This window comes from Dyadobacter sp. 22481 (assembly GCF_052044875.1).
Lineage (GTDB): Bacteria > Bacteroidota > Bacteroidia > Cytophagales > Spirosomataceae > Dyadobacter > Dyadobacter endophyticus.
This window is the reverse complement of record NZ_JBQENV010000007.1, coordinates 29629-48011: the sequence shown is the minus strand read 5'-3', so window position 1 is coordinate 48011 and position 18383 is coordinate 29629. Positions and strand designations below refer to the sequence as shown.

Genomic DNA, 18383 nt, shown 5'->3' with positions numbered 1-18383 from the left:
ACACTATCTTAAAATGTCAGAGGGAGTACCGCTTTCCACATCGCTGGGGTTAAGGAAGGGAAGATTGCGGCCGATAATCGCGGTAAGGGTATTCCGGGAGGCGGCAGAAGTGAGGCCGTCGGATGGTGTGTGGATGACGTAGTCGAGTAGCCGCTCTACCGACGTGGTAGCCACATGCAGTCGCGTGTCGGAAGAGCCGTAATAGATGAATACTGAGCCGTCGTCGTCGGCAATCCACCCGTTTGAGAATACGACATTGGAGACGTCGCCGATGCGTTCGATGCCCTCTGGCGCGAGAAAATAGCCGGCGGGCTTGTAAAGGACCTTCGCCGGATCTGCAAGGTCGGTCAGGAACAGGTACAGCACGTAGCGCAGGCCTGCCGCGGTTTGCCGGACGCCATGCGCTAAGTGAAGCCAGCCAAGCCGGGTTTTGATGGGTGCGGGGCCCTGGCCGTTTTTGGATTCGTAGGTTGTGTGGTATTTCTTCGGGTCGATGATCGTTTCGTGGGCTACTTGCGCATTTTCAATGCTTTGGGCTAATCCGAACCCTATACCACCGCCAAGCCCCGCCTCGATGAACGAATCCTGGGGACGGGTATAGAACGCGTATTGACCGTGGACGAACTCGGGGTGCAAAACCACATTCCGTTGCTGGACTGAGGATGTTTTCAGGTCCGGGAGCCTTTGCCAGCTGCGCAGGTCCCGCGTGCGTGCGATCCCGCATTGGGCGATCGCCTGCGATTCGTTGCCCGGAACTGCGGCGGGATCTTTGCGCTCGGTACAAAACAGTCCGTAAATCCAGCCATCCTCATGCGCCGTGAGCCGCATATCGTAGATATTCACATCCGGCTCCGAGGTTTCGGGCATATCGAGCGGATATTTCCAAAATTCGAAACCACCGGTGCCGGTAGGACTTTCGGCCACGGCAAAAAACGATTTCCTGTCGTAACCTTCGACCCGTACCACAAGCAGGTACTTGCTATTGAGCTTAATGGCGCCTGCATTGAAAACCGAATTGATCCCGAACCGCTTCATGAAATAGGGATTACTGCCCGGATCGAGGTCGTATTCCCAAAAAACCGGGACGTGTGCTGCCGTGAGCACGGGAAATTTGTAGCGGTCGCAGAATCCGTCGCCTGAACCTAACATTTCGTTAGGTGTTTCGGTCAGCCGCTGCTTTTCGCTTTTGATGCGTTGAAGACGCTCTTCGAAGATAGTCATGGTTGATTTTTGTCAGGGATTGTTCTAAAACTCACTGGTGAGGAAGGCGCTTGTACCACGTCTTCCAGAGAATCGCTGAGCATATCAGAAAAACAGCTGTGGCGACGAAAGTTTCAGCAGGCATTTTAAGGATACCAAAAACAGGTACTGCTGTGAGGGCGGTTTGCGCTACGATGCCGGCGGCTACATTGAAAAGGTCTCTTGCAAAATGCCTGTTTGGTAAAAAAAATGGATCGCTTTTGCAGACTGCCTCCCTGACTGGCCCCCAGAAGCCCCACGGGTTTACCGTGCGGTAAAATGTTTTGAGGACTTCCATGTCGGTAGGTTTCGTTGCCAGCGATCCTGCAACTGCCCCGATCGCCGAGATGATCAGTATAAGCGGGAAGTAGTACAAGGGCAATGTGTCTGCAAAAAGATGCGGACAAGTCAGCGCACAGAGGATACCTGCCGCCATTCCCCAAAAAAAGCCGGCGCTGTTGAACCGCCACCAGTACCATTTGAGCATATTCGAAGCGATATATCCTCCATACAAAGCGGATACGATCCATTGAAGAATGCTGTTGACATCCTTCGCAAGCAGACCGAGCAGAATGCTGACGCAGACGATCACAATGCCGGAAAGATAGCTTACCCGGCTGATTTGCCGGTTGCTTGCGTCGGGATTGAAGGAGCGGAGGTAGATGTCGTTTACGAAATAGGCCTGCGCTGCGTTGAAAGTACCGGCAAACGTACCCATGAACGCACCCATCAGGCCGATCAGCACCAATCCCAATAAACCCGAGGGAATGTAGGTGTTGAGCACGGCGGGAAGTACTTTCTCGAAATCAGTACCGATGGCGGCCGAAATGCCGGGTTGCCGGAAATAAAGCAGCGCTAACACGGCAACGCCGGTGATAAAAAGGTACCGCGTGGGTAGTAATACAATGTTCACGATCATGCTCATCAGCGCCGCTTCCCGCGCCGAGCGGGTCGAGAGGATTTTCTGCATATCGTAATTAGGCGCCGGGCCGGCGAGACTCGCCAGAATACCTTTCGCGGCCATGAGCGCGAAGAAGTAGCCAAAGGGGGCAAAGCTGTCGTTTTGCAGCTTTCTGACAGCGGCTGGGAGGCGGTCGGACCAGTCGAGGCCGAGTTCCTTTCCGAAAAACAGGTCAGTCCAGCCGTGGGGAATCGGTAAACTGGCCACGCCTGGCAGTGCCGTATATGCCATAGCGGCCACCGAAACGCAAACGACGACCATGATCAGGTAATGCAGCATATCGGCCCACACAATGCTTTTCATACCACCCAGCAGGGCATAGCAGGCAGTGAAAACCGTGAAAAGGATCCCGTAGAAATGGGCGGTGTACGCGTGCGGTAAATCAAATGGAAGGAATGCTTTAACTATTTCCCACGGTATGAATATTTCAATGAATTTGCCGAGCCCGATAAAACCGTAAGCCATAAAGCTCATGCAGGAAAGCAATGCAAAAATAATGATGATTTTATGAGAGAGCCCTGCTCCGTGCCGGTCGCCGAAACGGAACAGCATCCATTCTGCGCCGGTAGCCGCATTGGAGCGCCTTAGCCACATCGAGAGGTATACCATCATGAATATCTGGTTAAATACCGGCCACAACCACGGCAGCCAAATGCTTTTTACGCCGTACACTACCATAATAGCGACCATCCAGGCTGTGCCGGAAAGATCGAACATACCCGATGCATTGGAAATACCAAGCATCCAGAACGGCATGGATTTCCCTCCGAGCAGGTAGTCGTTTTTGCTTTTTGACGCCTGCCGTTTCAGGTAAATGCCGATCACCATTACTGTAATCAGGTAGAGTAATATGACGAGGAGGTCGATCGCCCTGATTTTCATCGGTGAGCCGGCAGATCGATCCGCGCCTGGCACAAACTTATCGACAAAACCGCCGCGGGGTATAGTACTTTTTTATCCATGATTAGACCAATACTAACTGTTTATAGGATTATAGGAAGGGTTACAAATGGTTTTATTAGTAATTAATATTTAAATTGTTACCTCAATGTAACATAGCGAGCCGATACGGACCGAGTCGTTTTCAATTTAATCTAAAAAATACAATTTAGCCTATGAATGAAATTTACAGAGAAATTACCCCATTAACCCAGTACGATTGTTTTACTGTTTTTGACCGAAAAAAGACCGTTTTCGATTTCCCGCTACACAACCACGAGGAGTTCGAGCTGAACCTGATCCTGTCGGGGAAAGGCGTGAAGCGGGTCGTAGGCGATCATACCGAAGTGATCGAAGACGTGGAACTGGTGCTGGTGGGGAACAATCTGCCACATGGCTGGCTTACGAATTCCTACCGATGGCAGGAGGGAATGCCGGAGATTAAGGAAGTGACCGTGCAGTTTCACCGAGACTTGTTCGACGACAAATTTCTGAAACGGAACCAGCTGTTTTTTGTTCGTTCGCTGCTGGAAAAATCGGCTAAGGGAATCGCGTTTTCCAGGGATACGATTGAGCGGATCAAGCCCAGGCTCACCTCTCTGGCGCAAAAGAGCGGCTTCGATTCAATGCTGGAACTGATGTCTATCCTGCACGACTTGTCGGTTTCGCGTGATATGCGAACGCTTTCCAGCAGTACATTTACGGACGAAGACATCAATTTCAATAGTCGCCGCATCGAAAAAGTGTTCGCATTTATGCGTGACAATTATGATAAGGACGTGAATCTGGCAGGAGTAGCGAAGCTGGCCGGAATGTCGGAGGTGTCGTTCAGCAGGTTTATTAAAAAGCGCACGGGCAAGACCTTTGTGGAAAGTCTGAACGAGATCCGCCTCGGCCATGCATCGCGGTCGTTGATCAATACCTCAAACACGATTTCGGAGATCGCTTACAAGTGCGGTTTTAATAACCTTTCGTATTTCAACCGGATTTTTAAGAGCAGGAACGGCTGCACACCAAAGGAGTTTCGGGACAACTATTCCGGAACGCGAACATTTGTGTAGGAACTAGTTAGTGGCCGATGATTGAATTTTGAATGACCAAATAAAAAAGAGTTCAAAGTCTCAGATAACCCTTGACTTTGAACTCTTCCGGAATTCATAACTTATGACTCATTCAGTCATTCAATCACTAAACCTTCAACATCCAGCCGAAGATATCTTCTTCTTTGCCGGTGCGGAGGTCGGTCAGGTAATTTTTTACTTTATTCACGAATGAATCTTCTTTGATTTCGGGTAGTGCGTAATCCACACCTTCGTACGCGATCGTCGCGAAAGGAGAGATTACCACGGCAGTTCCGGCCCCGAATGCGGCTTCGAGCTTACCGGCTTTCAATGCGTCGATGATCTCTTTCACGGTGATACGGCGCTCTTCTACCGGAATTCCCCAATGCTCTGCGATGGCCACGATGCTTTTACGTGTGATACCGTCAAGCGTGGTTTCGGAAACGTGAGGGGTAAGCAGTTTGCCGTCCAGCATGAACATGATGTTCATTGTACCCGATTCTTCGATGTACTCATGATTGCGGGCGTCGGTCCAGATCAACTGATCGTACCCTTCCTGCTGGGCGAGTTTCGCCGGGTAGAGCGAACCTGCGTAGTTACCTGCGCATTTGGTAGCACCTACGCCACCTTCCGCAGCACGGATGAAATGCGTTTCCACTTTCACACGCGGAGGTTTTGCGTAATAGGTACCTACCGGGCTGGTAAAAATGATGAAATAGTATGATTCCGACGGTTTGACACCAATGTAAGGGTCGGTGGCAAACATGTATGGACGAATGTAAAGCGAGCAGCCAGGCTGAGACGGGACCCAGCCTGCATCGAGGCGAAGCAATTCCGTAAGACCGTTCATGAAGACCTCTTCCGGGATTTGCGGCATACAAAGGCGCTCGGCGGACTTGTTGAGCCTTTTCCAGTTATCGATAGCACGGAAAAGCAACACTTCACCTGCGTCGTTTTTGTAGGCTTTCATTCCCTCGAAAATAGCCTGACCGTAATGGAGCGCGGCGGTCGCGGGGCTCAACGAGAGGTCGCCGTAAGGGACGATGCGCAGGTCTTGCCATTGTCCGTTTTTGTATTCGGCGATATACATATGGTCGGAGATGTTCCTTCCAAAAACGAGGTTGTTGAAGTCAACCTCCTGCAAACGGGATTTGGTGGTTTGCTGAACTTCTATTTGTACTGTGTCGGCTGTCATGATGCCAAAAATTTTAATTTTTCAAACGCTTTCCGAAGCTAATACTTTGAAAAAAGGCAGGATTTGGAGATCCCGGCGGATTCTCTAAGTCCCGCAATTTAAAGAATTTAATCTATAAATAATTGATATTTAGTATAACAATTATTTTTCCCGCGAGACCCTAGGTTGCCAGGTAACCTCTTCAATTCCCAGCTCGTGCGTCATCGCCCGGCAGAGCATAAAAAGGTAATCGGAAAGGCGGTTCAGATAGCGGATTACGGCAGGTTCGACTTCTTCTCCCTGCTGTAAATGGATCACCGCGCGCTCGGCCCGGCGGCAGACCGTCCGCGCGATGTGCCCGAATGAAACAGCCTGATGCCCGCCCGGCAATATGAATGCTCTTAATGGAGGCACATTAGCGTCGATCAGGTCCATTTCCTTTTCGAGCAGCGTAATGTCGTCGTCGTAAAGATCGGGTAGTATCTTCCTTTTCTGGTCGGGCTCCGAAGCGAGGTGCGAGCCGATCGTGAACAGGCGGTCCTGGATTTCTTTGAGCAGGTCTTTACGACTCTCATTCACCGGTTGGTCGCGGAGCATTCCGATGTAGCTGTTCAGTTCATCGACGGTCCCGTACGCGTCGATACGCACGTGGGCTTTACTCAGGCGCGTACCCCCGATGAGTGAGGTTGTGCCTTTATCACCGGTTTTGGTGTAGATTTTCATGTGGGAATTAGGCCTTTGCTTTTTTCAATTAGGTTTTAGAAGCTTCCCGACCTAATTTTGCACCCGATTTACTATGGCGAAAAGACCTCTATTTAGGTTACCAATTCATGAAAGTTACAACATTTGCAATAAAGATCTGGCGTTGGGCATCGTTATTATTCGTTATCGGGGCGCTGGTATGGACGTATTCGCTCTTCCCGGAAATGGTCGCGGTCGACTTCGCGGATAGCGGTTTGGCCGAGCATTATGTGGATAAGGAGCATATTTTTTATATCGTAATGGGCCTGTTTCTGGTGAACAATGTGATCATCACAGGTATTGCCCGCCACATCCCGAACATCGATCCGATGAACCTCCCTATTTTGAAACGCAAGGAATGGGCGCAGCACCGAACTGAACTTAATGAGCACCTTACCAACTGGCTTTTTTGCCTCGTGGCCGTGATCAATACCATTATAGGTTTCAGCCTGCTGGCATTGGCGACTATCAATAGTACCAGCTACAAACTGGACGTTTTCGACTTCTCATGGCTTTATTACGCCAGTGTTGCCCTCGTTTTGTTTGTTTTCCTGCTTCCGTTGCGCCTGCTGTGGCCGCCTGTACACGAGGATAAACTGTAACATGGCGTGGTATGGAAGGTAGAATAACGGCTGAGGAGAACCACGACGCATTATGGCGGAGAGAGGCAGAGGCGATCGATCTTGAAAGCTATACCTATGACCTGCCCGATGACCGGATTGCGAAGTATCCTATGGAAATTCGTGATCAGTCGAAGCTCATGGTATACGGGAACGGTGAAATTAACCATTTGCGGTTTACCGACATTACTTCGCAGTTACCCGAAAACACACTCCTCGTTTTTAACGATACCAAGGTTATCCCGGCCCGCGCCCATTTCAAAAAAGAAACCGGCGCGGTGATAGAGCTCTTGCTCCTGCATCCCGAACTGCCTACCCGGGTGATCAACGATGCTATGCTGGTGCAGCATTCGTGTGTGTGGGAATGTATGATCGGAAACAAAAAGCGGTGGAAAGTAGGCGATACATTATCAGCCGTCATACAGGTAAGTGGGGCGGACGTACAACTGAAGGTCTCCTATCACGATTACGAGCAAAATCTTATACGATTGCGCTGGGACACTGACGTTAGCTTTCTGGATCTCGTGAAAGCGTTGGGTGAGATCCCGTTGCCGCCTTACCTCAACCGTGATACGGAAGAGCCCGATAAGGAGACATACCAGACTGTGTATGCACACCATGACGGAGCAGTGGCGGCCCCGACAGCCGGATTGCACTTCACTTCGCGCGTTTTTGATGAACTGGAAAAGAAGAATATTCGTAAATCGTTTCTCACTTTGCATGTAGGAGCCGGTACTTTTCAGCCTATTAAGGTGGAGAAAGTGACCGAACACCGGATGCATTCCGAACAGGTCGTGTTCACGAAGGCGCTTATTGAGGATTTGCTTCAATCAGTTGAACGCGTTGTACCCGTAGGGACTACTTCTCTGCGATCGCTCGAAAGCTTGTATTGGTACGGAGTGAAGCTCTTCAAAAAGGAGACGACAGACTTCAATATAGAAAAACTTTATCCTTATCCCTGGAAGGAGGAAGAATTGCCCTCGGCTAAGCAGTCTCTTCAAGCCATTGCCGATTACATGAATAGCGTTGGTTTGGAAGAGATCGTAGGAGAAACGGAAATCTTCATTTTTCCGGGCTATCGTTTCCGCTTATGCCGCGGGATAATTACTAATTACCATCAACCGGGTTCCACACTCATTCTCCTTGTTGCTGCGTTTGTCGGAAATGACTGGAATAGGATATATTCAGAGGCATTAGCAAAGGATTATCGCTTTTTGAGCTACGGCGACTCGTCGCTCCTTTGGCTCAATGATAATGCATGATCTTATCATTTGCGAAATCCACCATTTGAAATAAGCCTTATTGAACAGTAACTACCTTACTCGCTGCCGATACCCCATTCTCATTAAAAGCCTCAATAGCAAAGTAATAAGGCACGCCCACATTCAGGGCGCGTAGCTCGAACGTATCCGGCTCGTCGTTCCAAAACTGATAGGTTTGGTAAAGCTTGTCGGGAGCGATGCCCCATAGCACATTGTAGCCGACAGCACCCGGTACTTTTTCCCATTTCAAATCCGCATTTCGAGTATCTTTCTGGCGGATGGCTGTGAAGGTCGCCGGCGTTTGGGGGGCTTTGCCGAAGCCATTCCCAAAGATGCGCAATTCGCTGATTGCGAGGGTTGGCGAGGCTACGTATACATGCTCATAACGCACGTAACGCGCACGGACGGGTGTCGCAAGTTCGATGTAGGCGCAGGGGCGGTCGCGCTTGGGTTCCTTTGTAAGGTCGCTCGCGAGGTCCCACTTTTTGCCGTTTTTCGATGTCCAGATCTTAAATTGCGTATAGACTTTTTCAGGCTTGTTGTCGAAAATGTCGGATTTGTAGTCGGTGTAGTTGACCTGGATAGCCTTCACTTCCTGCTCGGTTTGCAAATCGATCGTCAATGTTTCACCGGGCTTGTTTTGCTTGGCCGCCCAGAATGTCCGCGGGTTTTCGTCGGTAATTTTTTGCGCCGCCATGGTATCAAGCGTGGAAGAGGCGGTTGCGGGCTTTTTGTAGGACAATAGCATCCAGCCGGTGAAAAGCTCGTCGCCCTTGCCTGTCCAGGTTTTGGTGGGCATTTTGTGCGGAAAATCGCCGAAGCGGGTATTGGCGAACATCTGGCCATCTTTGTCGAAACCGGCCGCATATCGCACAATGCGGCGCTCCATGGCCCAGTTCAGGCCGATCCACGAGGTTCCGGTATTCCAGTAGTTGCCAAAATTGTCCTGAAACGTATTGCCATGCCCGGCGCCGGTCGCGAAGCCGCCCGGCTTGTAGGAAACCGGGTTGTAAGGTGCATAGGTAAATGGCCCCAGCGGTTGGTCGCTCACATATGTGCCATTGGCGTATACATTATATTCTGTGCCGGGTGCGCCGTATTGCAGGTAGTATTTGCCTTTGTGCTTAGTCATCCAGGCGCCTTCGGTGAATGGTTTGAAAGGGTCCGAGTGGTTTGGCCCAAAGCGTTCCCAGCCATGCTCGTACTGATTTAGCCAAAACATGGACTGATATTGCCCCTTAAATGCAAGCCGTTTGGAATAATCCAGCTCCGAGCCGAAAATGGGATAGACGTTCGAAGAGCCCCAATACATATACCATTTGTCGGTATCGGGGTCGTGGAACAATGCCGGGTCCCACGGGCCGATGTCCTTCGGCAGCCGCGGCGTCCAGCGGTTGTAGAATTCCCAAATGCCTTTTTCAGGCGCAACCGAATACAATATCGGACGCGATTCGAAGGTGGATTGGAACAAAAATAATGTATCCCTGACGGAAACGGCTGCCGGCGCGCACATGTCCTCGAAAGGCCAGCGGTTGGCGGTCAGGTATTTCCAGTTGATCATGTCTTTGGAATGCCAGTAGCCACCTGAAATGGTTACGAAAAGGAAGTATTCGCCTTTGTGATTGATAATTACCGGGTCGGCGCCGGAGCGGTAGCTGATATTTTCGTTGAGCTGTTCGAAATTGTATTTGTAATCGATGTCCATCGGGTTACAATAAGTGCTCTGGGCAGTGATGGGCATTGCACTGAGAACGAGTATCAAACCCATGAATATTCCGAAAGAGCGTAACAACATGATTTTGCTGATGACAGGGTACATATTATCCTTTTTAATCTTGCAAAATTACCTGTTTTTGAATTAATAATCTTCCGTGCGGGCAAAACCATCGCGTCTTTAAGAAGTTTTGAAACCGATAACCTTTACCTTTGCGGTCGATTTTGAAATAAGCAACAGTTTTTAGAATGGCGATTGATTTTATAGAGGAACTACGCTGGCGGGGCATGCTGCACGACATGATGCCGGGAACGCATGAGCAACTTCAAAAGGAGATGACTTGCGGATATATCGGTTTCGACCCAACGGCTCCTTCGCTGCACATTGGTAACCTGGCTACCATTATGCTTTTGGTGCATTTCCAACGCGCAGGTCACAAGCCGATCGCATTGGTGGGAGGTGCTACAGGGATGATTGGCGATCCTTCTTTTAAGGCGGCCGAACGGTCGTTCCTCGATGAAGATACATTGCGGATCAATCAGGAAGGTATCCGCAAGCAGCTGGAATCGTTCCTGGATTTCGATTCCGGCGAAAATTCCGCTGAAATGGTCAATAACTACGACTGGTTCAAGGATATCGGCTTTTTGCAGTTTCTGCGCGATGCTGGTAAGTATTTGAGTGTCAATTATATGATGTCTAAGGATTCTGTGAAGAAGCGCCTGGAAACCGGAATCTCGTTTACCGAATTTTCCTACCAGCTCTTGCAGGGTTACGATTTTTATCATTTATATAAAAACAAAAATGTCCGGCTGCAAATGGGCGGCTCGGATCAATGGGGTAACATTACGACCGGTACGGAGATCATCCGCCGCAAGGAAGGCGATGAAGAGGGCTATTTCAAGGCCTACGCATTGACCACGCCGCTCGTTACCAAGGCCGACGGCTCCAAGTTTGGGAAAAGCGAGGGGGGGAACATCTGGCTCGACCCGGAACGGACGTCGCCGTATCAGTTCTACCAATTCTGGCTCAACCAGAGCGACGACGATATGCCGCGTTACCTGCGCGTGTTCTCGCTGAAAGGTCGGGAGGAAATTGAAGCATTTGAAGCAAGCCACGCTGCCGAGCCGCATTTGCGTATCATGCAAAAGGCATTGGCGTCAGAGCTGACGATCCGTATTCACTCGCAAAAGGCCTATGACCTGGTGTTGAAGGCATCGGAAGTTTTATATGGCAAAGCGACATTGGAAACGCTTCAAAGCATTGCGGAAAATGAGTTCGAGGCAGTGTTCGATGGTGTGCCGCAAACTGAGATCAGCCGTCGGGAATGGGACGAATGCGCTAACATCACCGACCTGGTTTCCACTGCGACCCGCTCGGAAGTGTATGCTTCCAAAGGCGAGGCACGCCGCGCGATCCAGCAGAATGCGGTGAGTGTGAATAAATCGAAAGTTAGTTCAGCCGAACAGCCTTTGAGCGATTTCGCATTGCTGCAAAACAAGTTCTTGTTAATTTCAAAAGGTAAGAAGAACCATTTGATCAAGGTAATATGATGTTTCGACCGGCTTGGCAGGCGATTATGCCTTACCAAGCCGGTCGAAGCTGAAAATAGCGGCATCCTTATTTTTCTTTCCTGCAATAAGATCCGTGATGATCCCGGCAGCGATGACGCTGAACAGGATGCCGTTCCCGCCAAATCCCAATGCGAAATAGGTATTCGGGTGCTCCCTGACACCTCCGATAAATGGAAGACCGTCCTCGGTTTCCGCAAAAGTGCCGCACCAGCTGTAATCGGTAGCAAAGGGCAGATCGGGAAACATGCTACGGGCATTTTTTTCCAGTTCTTTGGACTTTCTATTGAGCAGTTTGTCCCTTCTAATGGCGCTTTGGAACATTTCGTCCTTACCGCCGATCAACACCCGGTGATCCGCGGTTGTGCGCAAGTACAGATAAGGACGGGCGCTTTCCCACAGCAACGCATTCCCGTACCACAGTTCTTCCTTTTCGGGCATAGGCTTGCTGACGATCGCGTAGGAAGAATGCAGGCGCACGAAGTTGTGCGATACCAGCTTCTGTGACTCATAGCCTGCGGCAACAACCAATTTCTTTGTTTTGACGATATTGCCGTTGTCCAACACCAGGGTGACACCGACCCGCTCATGTCGGATGTCGGTGATTTCCACTGTATCATACACGCGCGCACCCTTCTGAATGCACTCCTGCAATAGCGCATGCGTGAGCGCGTACGCATCTACCTGCGCGGCTTCGTGCGAGAGGATGGCGCCGCTTTTGCGAATGCCGGGAAAATGGGAACGCAATGTGGCCTGGTCCCACCACTCGACATCGATACCGATCTTTCTCCGTGCCTCGTACTCTTTTTCCAACAGCGGCAGTTCCTCTTTTTGGGACGCGTAATACACACTCTTTACAAGCGAAAAGCCGGTTTTAACCTGCAATGAGTCCACAATTTCGCGGGCTTTATGAATAGCCTCCACACACAAAAGGTAGCTGCGCACGGCATGTTTTTCTCCGACCATACCGATAAGATCTGTGAGCATGGTGTCGATCTCGTATTGAAGCAATGCCGTGGAACCGGACGTGCTTCCCATTCCGATATGCCGTTTTTCCAGCACCACCACGGGGAAACCGGCTTGTGTAAGATGCCACGCCAGTAACGCACCGGTAATGCCGCCGCCCATGATGACTATTTCCGCTGTCAGGTTTTCTGACAAAGCAGGGTAAGCATGCATCGCCCCGTTTTTGTAAAACCAATGAGGCTGCCCACTGAGTAGATCCATCGAGAGTTTTTGTTAACTGAATGGATCAGGTGGTTAAAATTCTGTACCAGGAGGTTTGGAATGCACTGATATTTTTATGGAAAAGGAATACTTAAATCTGATACGCCTATTGAACGAGGAAGCCGTTGAATATTAAATCTCAATTAGCTCTTCCCGGAAAACGTATTCAAAACCGGCGCTGCGGTAGGGTTGTATTGGTACGACTGCCAGGTGTGGTCGTTGTAGATTTCAACGATGCGGTAGCCCTTGTATGCGGTTCCCCAGTTGCCGCCGAAATGGCCGTCGAAGAAATAAGGCTTTTTGCCGTAGATTTTCGTGCTGTCCTGGTCGTGGTCATGTCCGTTAAAAATCGCTTTCAGATTTGGCGTATTTTCGAAGAGTTCGATCACTTCCTTGCATTCGATACCGTTAACCGTCCATTTGGCCGGAGTAATATGCAGGAACACGAAAATGCCCTTTTTGTCTTTGTACTTAGCGATTTCGCTGCGTAGCCAGGTCGCGTCCGGGCATACGTACTCTCCTTTTTCATTCGAAGTATCACCTACGACGAAAGCATATTCCCCCTTGGCAAAACTATGGTTGGTTGGGTATCCCCAGGTGCTTTGCCAGACATCCAGTCCCACTTTGTCGTGGTTGCCGCGACTCACGTAATAGGGCACGCTGAGGTTCGAGATGGTGTTCTTGAAATCGTATAACAATGTTGGGTCGTCGTGGATGAGGTCGCCGTTCAGAAAGAGAAAATCTACGCCTTTTTGCAGCTTTTCGCGGTTTACCCAGCTTACCAGGTCAGAATGGAAAGTCTTAAACTCCGTGTTGGCCTGTCCGTAATGTCCGTCGGAGGCGACGATGAACCGCAGCGAGATATTAGCGGCAGGTTGCGCTTTTACGGGTTCCGACAGGTAGGTGATTCCGGATAATGCAGGCAGGAGTTTAAGAAAAGACCGTCTCTGGAAAGTCATGGTTTTAGGGGTTTAAATAAAATGGAAACAGGGGTTTCTTGTACTTTCAAAAATAGGTATTAGTCCGTGATATTTCCTTAATCTTGCACGGTGTTAAGAATATTTAATAAAAATAGCATTCATGGACCGGCTTATTCTGCAAAAAGCGGCTTCCTATTGCGCCTATCAGGAGCGGACGCAGGACGAGGTTAAGCAGCGCTTGAAAAAATGGAATGTGTGGGGCGACGAGGCCGACGAGATCATTGCCGAGCTTATTTCCATGAATTACCTCAGCGAGGAACGGTTTGCAAAAACATATGCCGGCGGCAAGTTCAGGGTCAAAAACTGGGGCCGTATGAAAATCAGGCAGGAACTCAACCGCCGGGGGCTCAGCACGTATAGCATTGAAAAAGGAATGGGAGAGATCGGCAACGAGGATTATGTAGCCGGGTTGCGCGAGTTGCTTTCCAAGAAGCGGGATCTGTTGTCGAAAACAGAGACCGACCCTTTCAAACTGAAACAAAAACTGGCGAGGTTCGCGCTCGGGAAGGGGTATGAAAGCGAACTGGTGTGGAAGGAGTTGGGGGAGTTATAAAGGTTGTAGTAATAGGCGGAAACGATGTCACCCTGAGCGGAGTCGAAGGGTAATTGCATCACGCAAATGCCCTTCGACGCCGCTCAGGGTGACAGTAACACTCCGAGCGAAGTTCTTTCTTTAATTTATTAGAAATCAGAGTCGAACGAGATTCTGTGTGCCGACTCTTTGTCTTTCACACCGCTCATTACACCCGCTTTCTGATATTCTCCCACGCGTTTTTCAAAGAAGTTGGTCTTGCCCGGAAGCGAGATCAGCTCCATGAAGTCGAACGGGTTGGCCGAGCCGAACTGTTTTGGGCAGCCGAGTCTTTCGAGCCAGAAATCGGCGATGTATTCAATGTATTGCTTCATTAATTCTGCATTCATGCCGATCAGCGACACGGGAAGTGCCTCGCTCACGAACTCTTTTTCGATTGCCACGGCGTCCAGCATGATTTCAATCACGCGTTCTTGGGGCAACTGATTGACGATATGCTTGGTATAAAGCAAACATGCGAATTCGCAGTGCAAGCCTTCGTCCCGGGAAATCAGCTCGTTGGAGAACGAAAGTCCCGGCATCAGACCGCGTTTTTTAAGCCAGAATATCGAACAGAACGATCCCGAGAAGAAAATTCCCTCTACGGCCGCAAAAGCGATAATGCGCTCCGCAAAAACAGGGCTATTTATCCACTTCAATGCCCAATCGGCTTTTTTCTGCACGCAGGGAATGGTCTCGATTGCCCGCAGCAGTCTGTCCTTTTCAACGGGATCTTTAATATAAGTATCGATCAGCAGGGAATAGGTTTCGGAGTGGATGTTCTCCATCGCGATCTGGAAACCGTAGAAGCATTTGGCTTCCGCATATTGCACTTCGCTAAGAAAATTGACAGCCAGGTTTTCGTTGACGATCCCGTCGGATGCCGCAAAAAATGCCAGTACGTGGGAAATGAAATGCCTTTCACCATCGTTCAGGTTCTCCCAGTCCTTCATATCCTGCGACAAATCGATTTCCTCGGCGGTCCAGAACGAAGCCTCATGACGTTTGTACATTTCCCATATGTCGGAATGTTTGATGGGGAACAAAACAAACCGCAAGGGATCTTCGGTCAACAGGGGTTCCTGTCTGGTAAGTTCTTGTGACATAGTTGATTAGAGTATTTTACTGCGATCAGAATGATATAACGTTATTACTTGCCGTTGGCTCTGACAGCCGGGCCGGAAGAAAACAAAGCTACATGCTTTGGGCTAAAATTCAAACAAAGTTACCGACATGAGGCCGTTAGAAAACCCGAAACGCCCCGCCCAATAATTATTAAAGTCATGTGAATGAGCCTGTGGGTATAATGCAGGTGGGTAGTGCTTTGGATTTCTACCCCGCAAATATTAAAATAACGACCTATGCCCGTCACAGGCCTGAGGAGGTACGTCAATTTGTTTCGTCATCTCCGCAACCCCTCGGAATATGTTTTCGATAAGTTCCGCGACCGTGGCAGGACGCTACACTTTGTCACTAAACCCAACAAACTCAGGTTCGAAGTCCCGCCTAGCCTCTATCAAGTATTCAAAGAAATTTTTATGGCCGACGTGTACAACATCGAGGCCCTGAGGCGCGTACTGCCGGATGATCCGCTGGTTATCGATATCGGCGCCAACGCCGGTTTTTTTGATATATTGCTTTTATCTAAGACAAAGAATGCCCAAATTTATGCGTATGAGCCTCTAAGCAGTAATATCGAACGAATGCGTTCGGTTGCCTCCTTCAATCGCGAGTTTGATAAGAGCGTGATTATCAATCCCGTTGCCGTGACCGGGACACCCTGCGAAACGTTGCGTCTCTACACACAGGATACCGAAGATAATCAGGTCGTTGCTTCATCGTTGAAGGGGTTTGATATTGGTAATACAAAAGAGCTGTGGACACGTGCTATTTCGCTTTCGGGTATTATAGCCGGTATGCCGAAGGTGAAGATCGATCTGTTGAAAATGGATTGTGAAGGAAGCGAGTACGACATTATTCTGAATACCTCTCCGGATATGATCCGCCGGATTGAAAGAATGCTGATAGAAGTGCATGATATTGATAGCCAATTTAATATAAAAACATTTACCCGGTATCTTCGTGAGTTGGGGTATGAGGTGACTTACACATCCATTAACGGTTTTTGTTATGCCCTGGATGCTTGCAAAAAATGAATGATCAATTTATGTTGAAAAGAATTCTGATTGATTGCGAAAGGATGAGGCACCCTCATACCGGGCTTTATCATTACTGCCTTCAATTGGGGAATTCCATTTTGAAAAAAGTGGGCGACGACAAAGAGAAGATCGCTTTTTATTTGCCAACTTCCGCAGAACATGCATTCGGAGAAAATGCTAATTACGTTTCCCAGCACTTTATTCACAAATTGTTTTTTCCGGATACCAAATCTGTCGACATCTGGCATTGTACTTACCAGGGGTCGAGATATTTTCCGTTCGGCAAGAAAGTATCGGTGGTTTTAACGGTTCATGACCTGAATTTTCTTTATGATGGAAACCGGTCCGAAAAACGCATAAAAAAGTACCTGAACCGATTGCAGCTCAAAATCGACAGGGCCGATCATATTGTGGCCATTTCATTTTATGTTCTGGAAGATTTAAGAAAGTACCTTGAATTGGGAGCCAAGCCGACGTCCGTGATTTATAATGGTTGCAATATCGAGGATTCGGGCATCATATTTAAGCCTGAAAACCCGGTGGAACAGCCATTTCTATTTACCATAGGTACGATTGTGGGAAAGAAGAACTTCCACGTGCTGCCTGCATTGCTGGCAGGTAGCAATTTTAAATTGGTTATAGCGGGTATCGAAAGCAGCCAGGAATATAAAAAGACAATTATCAGGGAAGCGCAGAAGTTCGATGTGCTCGACAGGCTGGTTTTTACCGGGCCCATCTCTGAGAACGACAAGAAATGGTATCTCAGTAACTGTGCGGCTTTCGTCTTTCCGTCGATTGCAGAGGGTTTTGGGTTACCGGTGATCGAGGCGATGTATTACGGCAAGCCGGTGATCCTGTCACGCTGCACCTCGTTGCCGGAAATCGGAGGGGACTGTGCGTATTATTTTGATAACTTCGAGCCGGAGCACATGCGCAATGTATTGAATACGAGCCTCGAACATTATAATAAAACAAAGCCCAGGGAAAGAATCCAGGACAGGGCCAGATTCTTTTCCTGGGACAGGGCTGCTTCGGAATACCTTGAGTTATATCGAAGTCTTGCTAATTCAGTTTAATAACCTGCTGATATTTTAGCATCATCCGGAAGTTATTAATCACATCGATAATGCCGATTTCTGAGTGGTGCTTCTTCATTTCCCTGTTAAAAGCCACTTTCTTCGCTTGCAGGTTTTCCCGATTTTTGAAGAAATCCCAATAGGCTTCCACTTTGAAGAATTGCAGTGTGAGAAGACCGAGTAATACATCACAAAGGAGAATCTGTAAGTGCCACAATTTTAAATCCATTCCTTGTAAATGCAGGTAATGAACATAATAGCGGTTCCTGAAATGGATTCTTTTGATTGCTTTTTTATGATTATGGTTTTTGGTACTGGCTGAAACTTCATGCCGGCAAACAGCATCGTGTTCATAATAGCATTTCCAGCCCAATCTCCAAGCCCGGATCGAAAGCTCCTGATCTTCGCCATAATAGGGATTAAACATTTCATTGAAGCCATTAATGGCTTTCAGTTTCTGTGTATCCATTAATGCAATTGCTCCCGACAAATAAAATGTTGGAGTAAATGTGTTGATGTTTTGCAAATGGAAGAAATCCGACGATTTTATTTTCCTCCCTGAAATTTTAGGCTCTCTTGCTGCTTCGCGAATCAAATCATCGTTCATGCCTATAACCCTACCCATAACACCAAAAGTGTCTTTCAACTCGAAATATTTGTAGAGTTTTTCCATGTAACCTGGTTCAAGGGTTACATCGGTATTCAGGAGAAAAATCAGGTCATTGGTGGCATTCTGAATGCCTATATTGCAAGTATCCGAAAATCCTGAGTTAGTATCTTTGCGAATCAGCGTGATTTTATCGTTGTAATGTTCTTGTAAATATGCAACAGATTCATCGGTGGATGCATCGTCGATTACGATGATCTGAACACTTGTTTCAAGTTTTTGAAGGACTTTATAATTATGCTCAAAATATTTTTCGAACAGGTGTTTTCCGTTATAATTGGGAATTACTACTGATATACTTTTCATATATAATCGGTTATCCAGTTAGTTGAGCGTTTTGTTAATACCCGATTCTTTAATACTTCCTCGTAACAGGATGGCGTTCATGATCTTCTCCTTTGGTGAAATTATATAGCTCATTTCC

General features: G+C 48.5%; 16 protein-coding genes. 7 read left to right on the top strand and 9 right to left on the bottom strand.

The annotated features are described in order from the left end of the window. Positions 1–3: 3 nt before the first annotated feature. Both ACTJJJ_RS31170 and ACTJJJ_RS31165 read right to left on the bottom strand, forming a co-directional pair. Positions 4–1221: a glycoside hydrolase family 130 protein gene (locus tag ACTJJJ_RS31170; protein ID WP_440703859.1), complete on the bottom strand. Its 1218-nt coding sequence runs from the start codon at positions 1219–1221 to the stop codon at positions 4–6. Between the two features lie 31 nt (positions 1222–1252). Next, entirely contained in the window at positions 1253–3082 is a 1830-nt protein-coding gene (locus tag ACTJJJ_RS31165; protein ID WP_440703858.1) for a sodium:solute symporter family protein, read from the bottom strand. Positions 3083–3315: 233 nt separating this feature from the next. Here ACTJJJ_RS31165 and ACTJJJ_RS31160 point away from each other — a divergent pair, with 233 nt between their 5' ends. Then, on the top strand, positions 3316–4200 hold the full coding sequence (locus ACTJJJ_RS31160; RefSeq protein ID WP_188939288.1) for an AraC family transcriptional regulator: 885 nt from the start codon (positions 3316–3318) through the stop codon (positions 4198–4200). Positions 4201–4327: 127 nt separating this feature from the next. Here the strand turns inward: ACTJJJ_RS31160 and ACTJJJ_RS31155 are convergent, their stop codons facing one another. Both ACTJJJ_RS31155 and ACTJJJ_RS31150 read right to left on the bottom strand, forming a co-directional pair. Beyond that, on the bottom strand, positions 4328–5395 hold the full coding sequence (locus ACTJJJ_RS31155) for a branched-chain amino acid aminotransferase (RefSeq protein WP_188939289.1): 1068 nt from the start codon (positions 5393–5395) through the stop codon (positions 4328–4330). 141 nt (positions 5396–5536) lie between these two features. Next, positions 5537–6097, bottom strand: coding sequence for a cob(I)yrinic acid a,c-diamide adenosyltransferase (locus ACTJJJ_RS31150; RefSeq protein WP_426292141.1), 561 nt, complete (start codon positions 6095–6097; stop codon positions 5537–5539). 107 nt (positions 6098–6204) lie between these two features. Here ACTJJJ_RS31150 and ACTJJJ_RS31145 point away from each other — a divergent pair, with 107 nt between their 5' ends. Both ACTJJJ_RS31145 and ACTJJJ_RS31140 read left to right on the top strand, forming a co-directional pair. Next, the gene (locus tag ACTJJJ_RS31145; RefSeq protein WP_188939291.1) at positions 6205–6717 is read left to right on the top strand and encodes a hypothetical protein; all 513 of its coding nucleotides are present in this window, start codon (positions 6205–6207) and stop codon (positions 6715–6717) included. Between the two features lie 11 nt (positions 6718–6728). Next, positions 6729–7997: an S-adenosylmethionine:tRNA ribosyltransferase-isomerase gene (locus tag ACTJJJ_RS31140; RefSeq protein WP_440703857.1), complete on the top strand. Its 1269-nt coding sequence runs from the start codon at positions 6729–6731 to the stop codon at positions 7995–7997. A 37-nt stretch (positions 7998–8034) separates the two neighbouring features. Here the strand turns inward: ACTJJJ_RS31140 and ACTJJJ_RS31135 are convergent, their stop codons facing one another. After that, positions 8035–9816 carry a family 43 glycosylhydrolase gene (locus tag ACTJJJ_RS31135; protein ID WP_440703856.1) on the bottom strand — a complete coding sequence of 594 codons (1782 nt, stop codon included), beginning with the start codon at positions 9814–9816 and terminating at the stop codon, positions 8035–8037. 149 nt (positions 9817–9965) lie between these two features. Between ACTJJJ_RS31135 and tyrS the strand changes: the two genes are divergently transcribed. Then, a complete protein-coding gene (gene tyrS / locus ACTJJJ_RS31130) occupies positions 9966–11261 on the top strand; it encodes a tyrosine--tRNA ligase (protein WP_440703893.1) in 1296 nt (431 codons plus the stop codon). Positions 11262–11285: 24 nt separating this feature from the next. Here tyrS and ACTJJJ_RS31125 read toward each other — a convergent pair whose 3' ends face one another. After that, on the bottom strand, positions 11286–12506 hold the full coding sequence (locus tag ACTJJJ_RS31125; RefSeq protein ID WP_440703855.1) for an NAD(P)/FAD-dependent oxidoreductase: 1221 nt from the start codon (positions 12504–12506) through the stop codon (positions 11286–11288). 143 nt (positions 12507–12649) lie between these two features. Then, positions 12650–13465 (bottom strand): metallophosphoesterase family protein, encoded by an 816-nt coding sequence (locus ACTJJJ_RS31120; protein WP_426292136.1) that lies wholly within the window; start codon positions 13463–13465, stop codon positions 12650–12652. 121 nt (positions 13466–13586) lie between these two features. Here ACTJJJ_RS31120 and ACTJJJ_RS31115 point away from each other — a divergent pair, with 121 nt between their 5' ends. After that, a complete protein-coding gene (locus tag ACTJJJ_RS31115) occupies positions 13587–14039 on the top strand; it encodes a regulatory protein RecX (protein ID WP_188939296.1) in 453 nt (150 codons plus the stop codon). Positions 14040–14167: 128 nt separating this feature from the next. Here the strand turns inward: ACTJJJ_RS31115 and ACTJJJ_RS31110 are convergent, their stop codons facing one another. Beyond that, positions 14168–15163 (bottom strand): ribonucleoside-diphosphate reductase small subunit, encoded by a 996-nt coding sequence (locus ACTJJJ_RS31110; protein ID WP_188939297.1) that lies wholly within the window; start codon positions 15161–15163, stop codon positions 14168–14170. A gap of 255 nt (positions 15164–15418) precedes the next feature. On the opposite strand from ACTJJJ_RS31110, the gene ACTJJJ_RS31105 reads away from it, so the two are divergent. Further along, a complete protein-coding gene (locus tag ACTJJJ_RS31105; RefSeq protein WP_426292135.1) occupies positions 15419–16213 on the top strand; it encodes an FkbM family methyltransferase in 795 nt (264 codons plus the stop codon). 44 nt (positions 16214–16257) lie between these two features. After that, positions 16258–17292 (top strand): glycosyltransferase family 4 protein, encoded by a 1035-nt coding sequence (locus ACTJJJ_RS31100; protein WP_440703854.1) that lies wholly within the window; start codon positions 16258–16260, stop codon positions 17290–17292. On the opposite strand, the gene ACTJJJ_RS31095 is transcribed toward ACTJJJ_RS31100, so the two are convergent. Beyond that, positions 17279–18265: a glycosyltransferase family 2 protein gene (locus ACTJJJ_RS31095; protein WP_188939300.1), complete on the bottom strand. Its 987-nt coding sequence runs from the start codon at positions 18263–18265 to the stop codon at positions 17279–17281. The two genes, ACTJJJ_RS31100 and ACTJJJ_RS31095, sit on opposite strands and share 14 nt — an antisense overlap. Positions 18266–18383: the final 118 nt, after the last annotated feature.

Excerpts from the sequence above, each read along its gene's own strand:
- ACTJJJ_RS31170 (WP_440703859.1), bottom strand. The coding sequence starts at position 1,221 with ATGACTATCTTCGAAGAGCGTCTTCAACGCATCAAAAGCGAAAAGCAG.
- ACTJJJ_RS31165 (WP_440703858.1), bottom strand. The coding sequence starts at position 3,082 with ATGAAAATCAGGGCGATCGACCTCCTCGTCATATTACTCTACCTGATT.
- ACTJJJ_RS31160 (WP_188939288.1), top strand. The coding sequence starts at position 3,316 with ATGAATGAAATTTACAGAGAAATTACCCCATTAACCCAGTACGATTGT.
- ACTJJJ_RS31155 (WP_188939289.1), bottom strand. The coding sequence starts at position 5,395 with ATGACAGCCGACACAGTACAAATAGAAGTTCAGCAAACCACCAAATCC.
- ACTJJJ_RS31150 (WP_426292141.1), bottom strand. The coding sequence starts at position 6,097 with ATGAAAATCTACACCAAAACCGGTGATAAAGGCACAACCTCACTCATC.
- ACTJJJ_RS31145 (WP_188939291.1), top strand. The coding sequence starts at position 6,205 with ATGAAAGTTACAACATTTGCAATAAAGATCTGGCGTTGGGCATCGTTA.
- ACTJJJ_RS31140 (WP_440703857.1), top strand. The coding sequence starts at position 6,729 with ATGGAAGGTAGAATAACGGCTGAGGAGAACCACGACGCATTATGGCGG.
- ACTJJJ_RS31135 (WP_440703856.1), bottom strand. The coding sequence starts at position 9,816 with ATGTACCCTGTCATCAGCAAAATCATGTTGTTACGCTCTTTCGGAATA.
- ACTJJJ_RS31125 (WP_440703855.1), bottom strand. The coding sequence starts at position 12,506 with ATGGATCTACTCAGTGGGCAGCCTCATTGGTTTTACAAAAACGGGGCG.
- ACTJJJ_RS31120 (WP_426292136.1), bottom strand. The coding sequence starts at position 13,465 with ATGACTTTCCAGAGACGGTCTTTTCTTAAACTCCTGCCTGCATTATCC.
- ACTJJJ_RS31115 (WP_188939296.1), top strand. The coding sequence starts at position 13,587 with ATGGACCGGCTTATTCTGCAAAAAGCGGCTTCCTATTGCGCCTATCAG.
- ACTJJJ_RS31110 (WP_188939297.1), bottom strand. The coding sequence starts at position 15,163 with ATGTCACAAGAACTTACCAGACAGGAACCCCTGTTGACCGAAGATCCC.
- ACTJJJ_RS31105 (WP_426292135.1), top strand. The coding sequence starts at position 15,419 with ATGCCCGTCACAGGCCTGAGGAGGTACGTCAATTTGTTTCGTCATCTC.
- ACTJJJ_RS31100 (WP_440703854.1), top strand. The coding sequence starts at position 16,258 with ATGAGGCACCCTCATACCGGGCTTTATCATTACTGCCTTCAATTGGGG.
- ACTJJJ_RS31095 (WP_188939300.1), bottom strand. The coding sequence starts at position 18,265 with ATGAAAAGTATATCAGTAGTAATTCCCAATTATAACGGAAAACACCTG.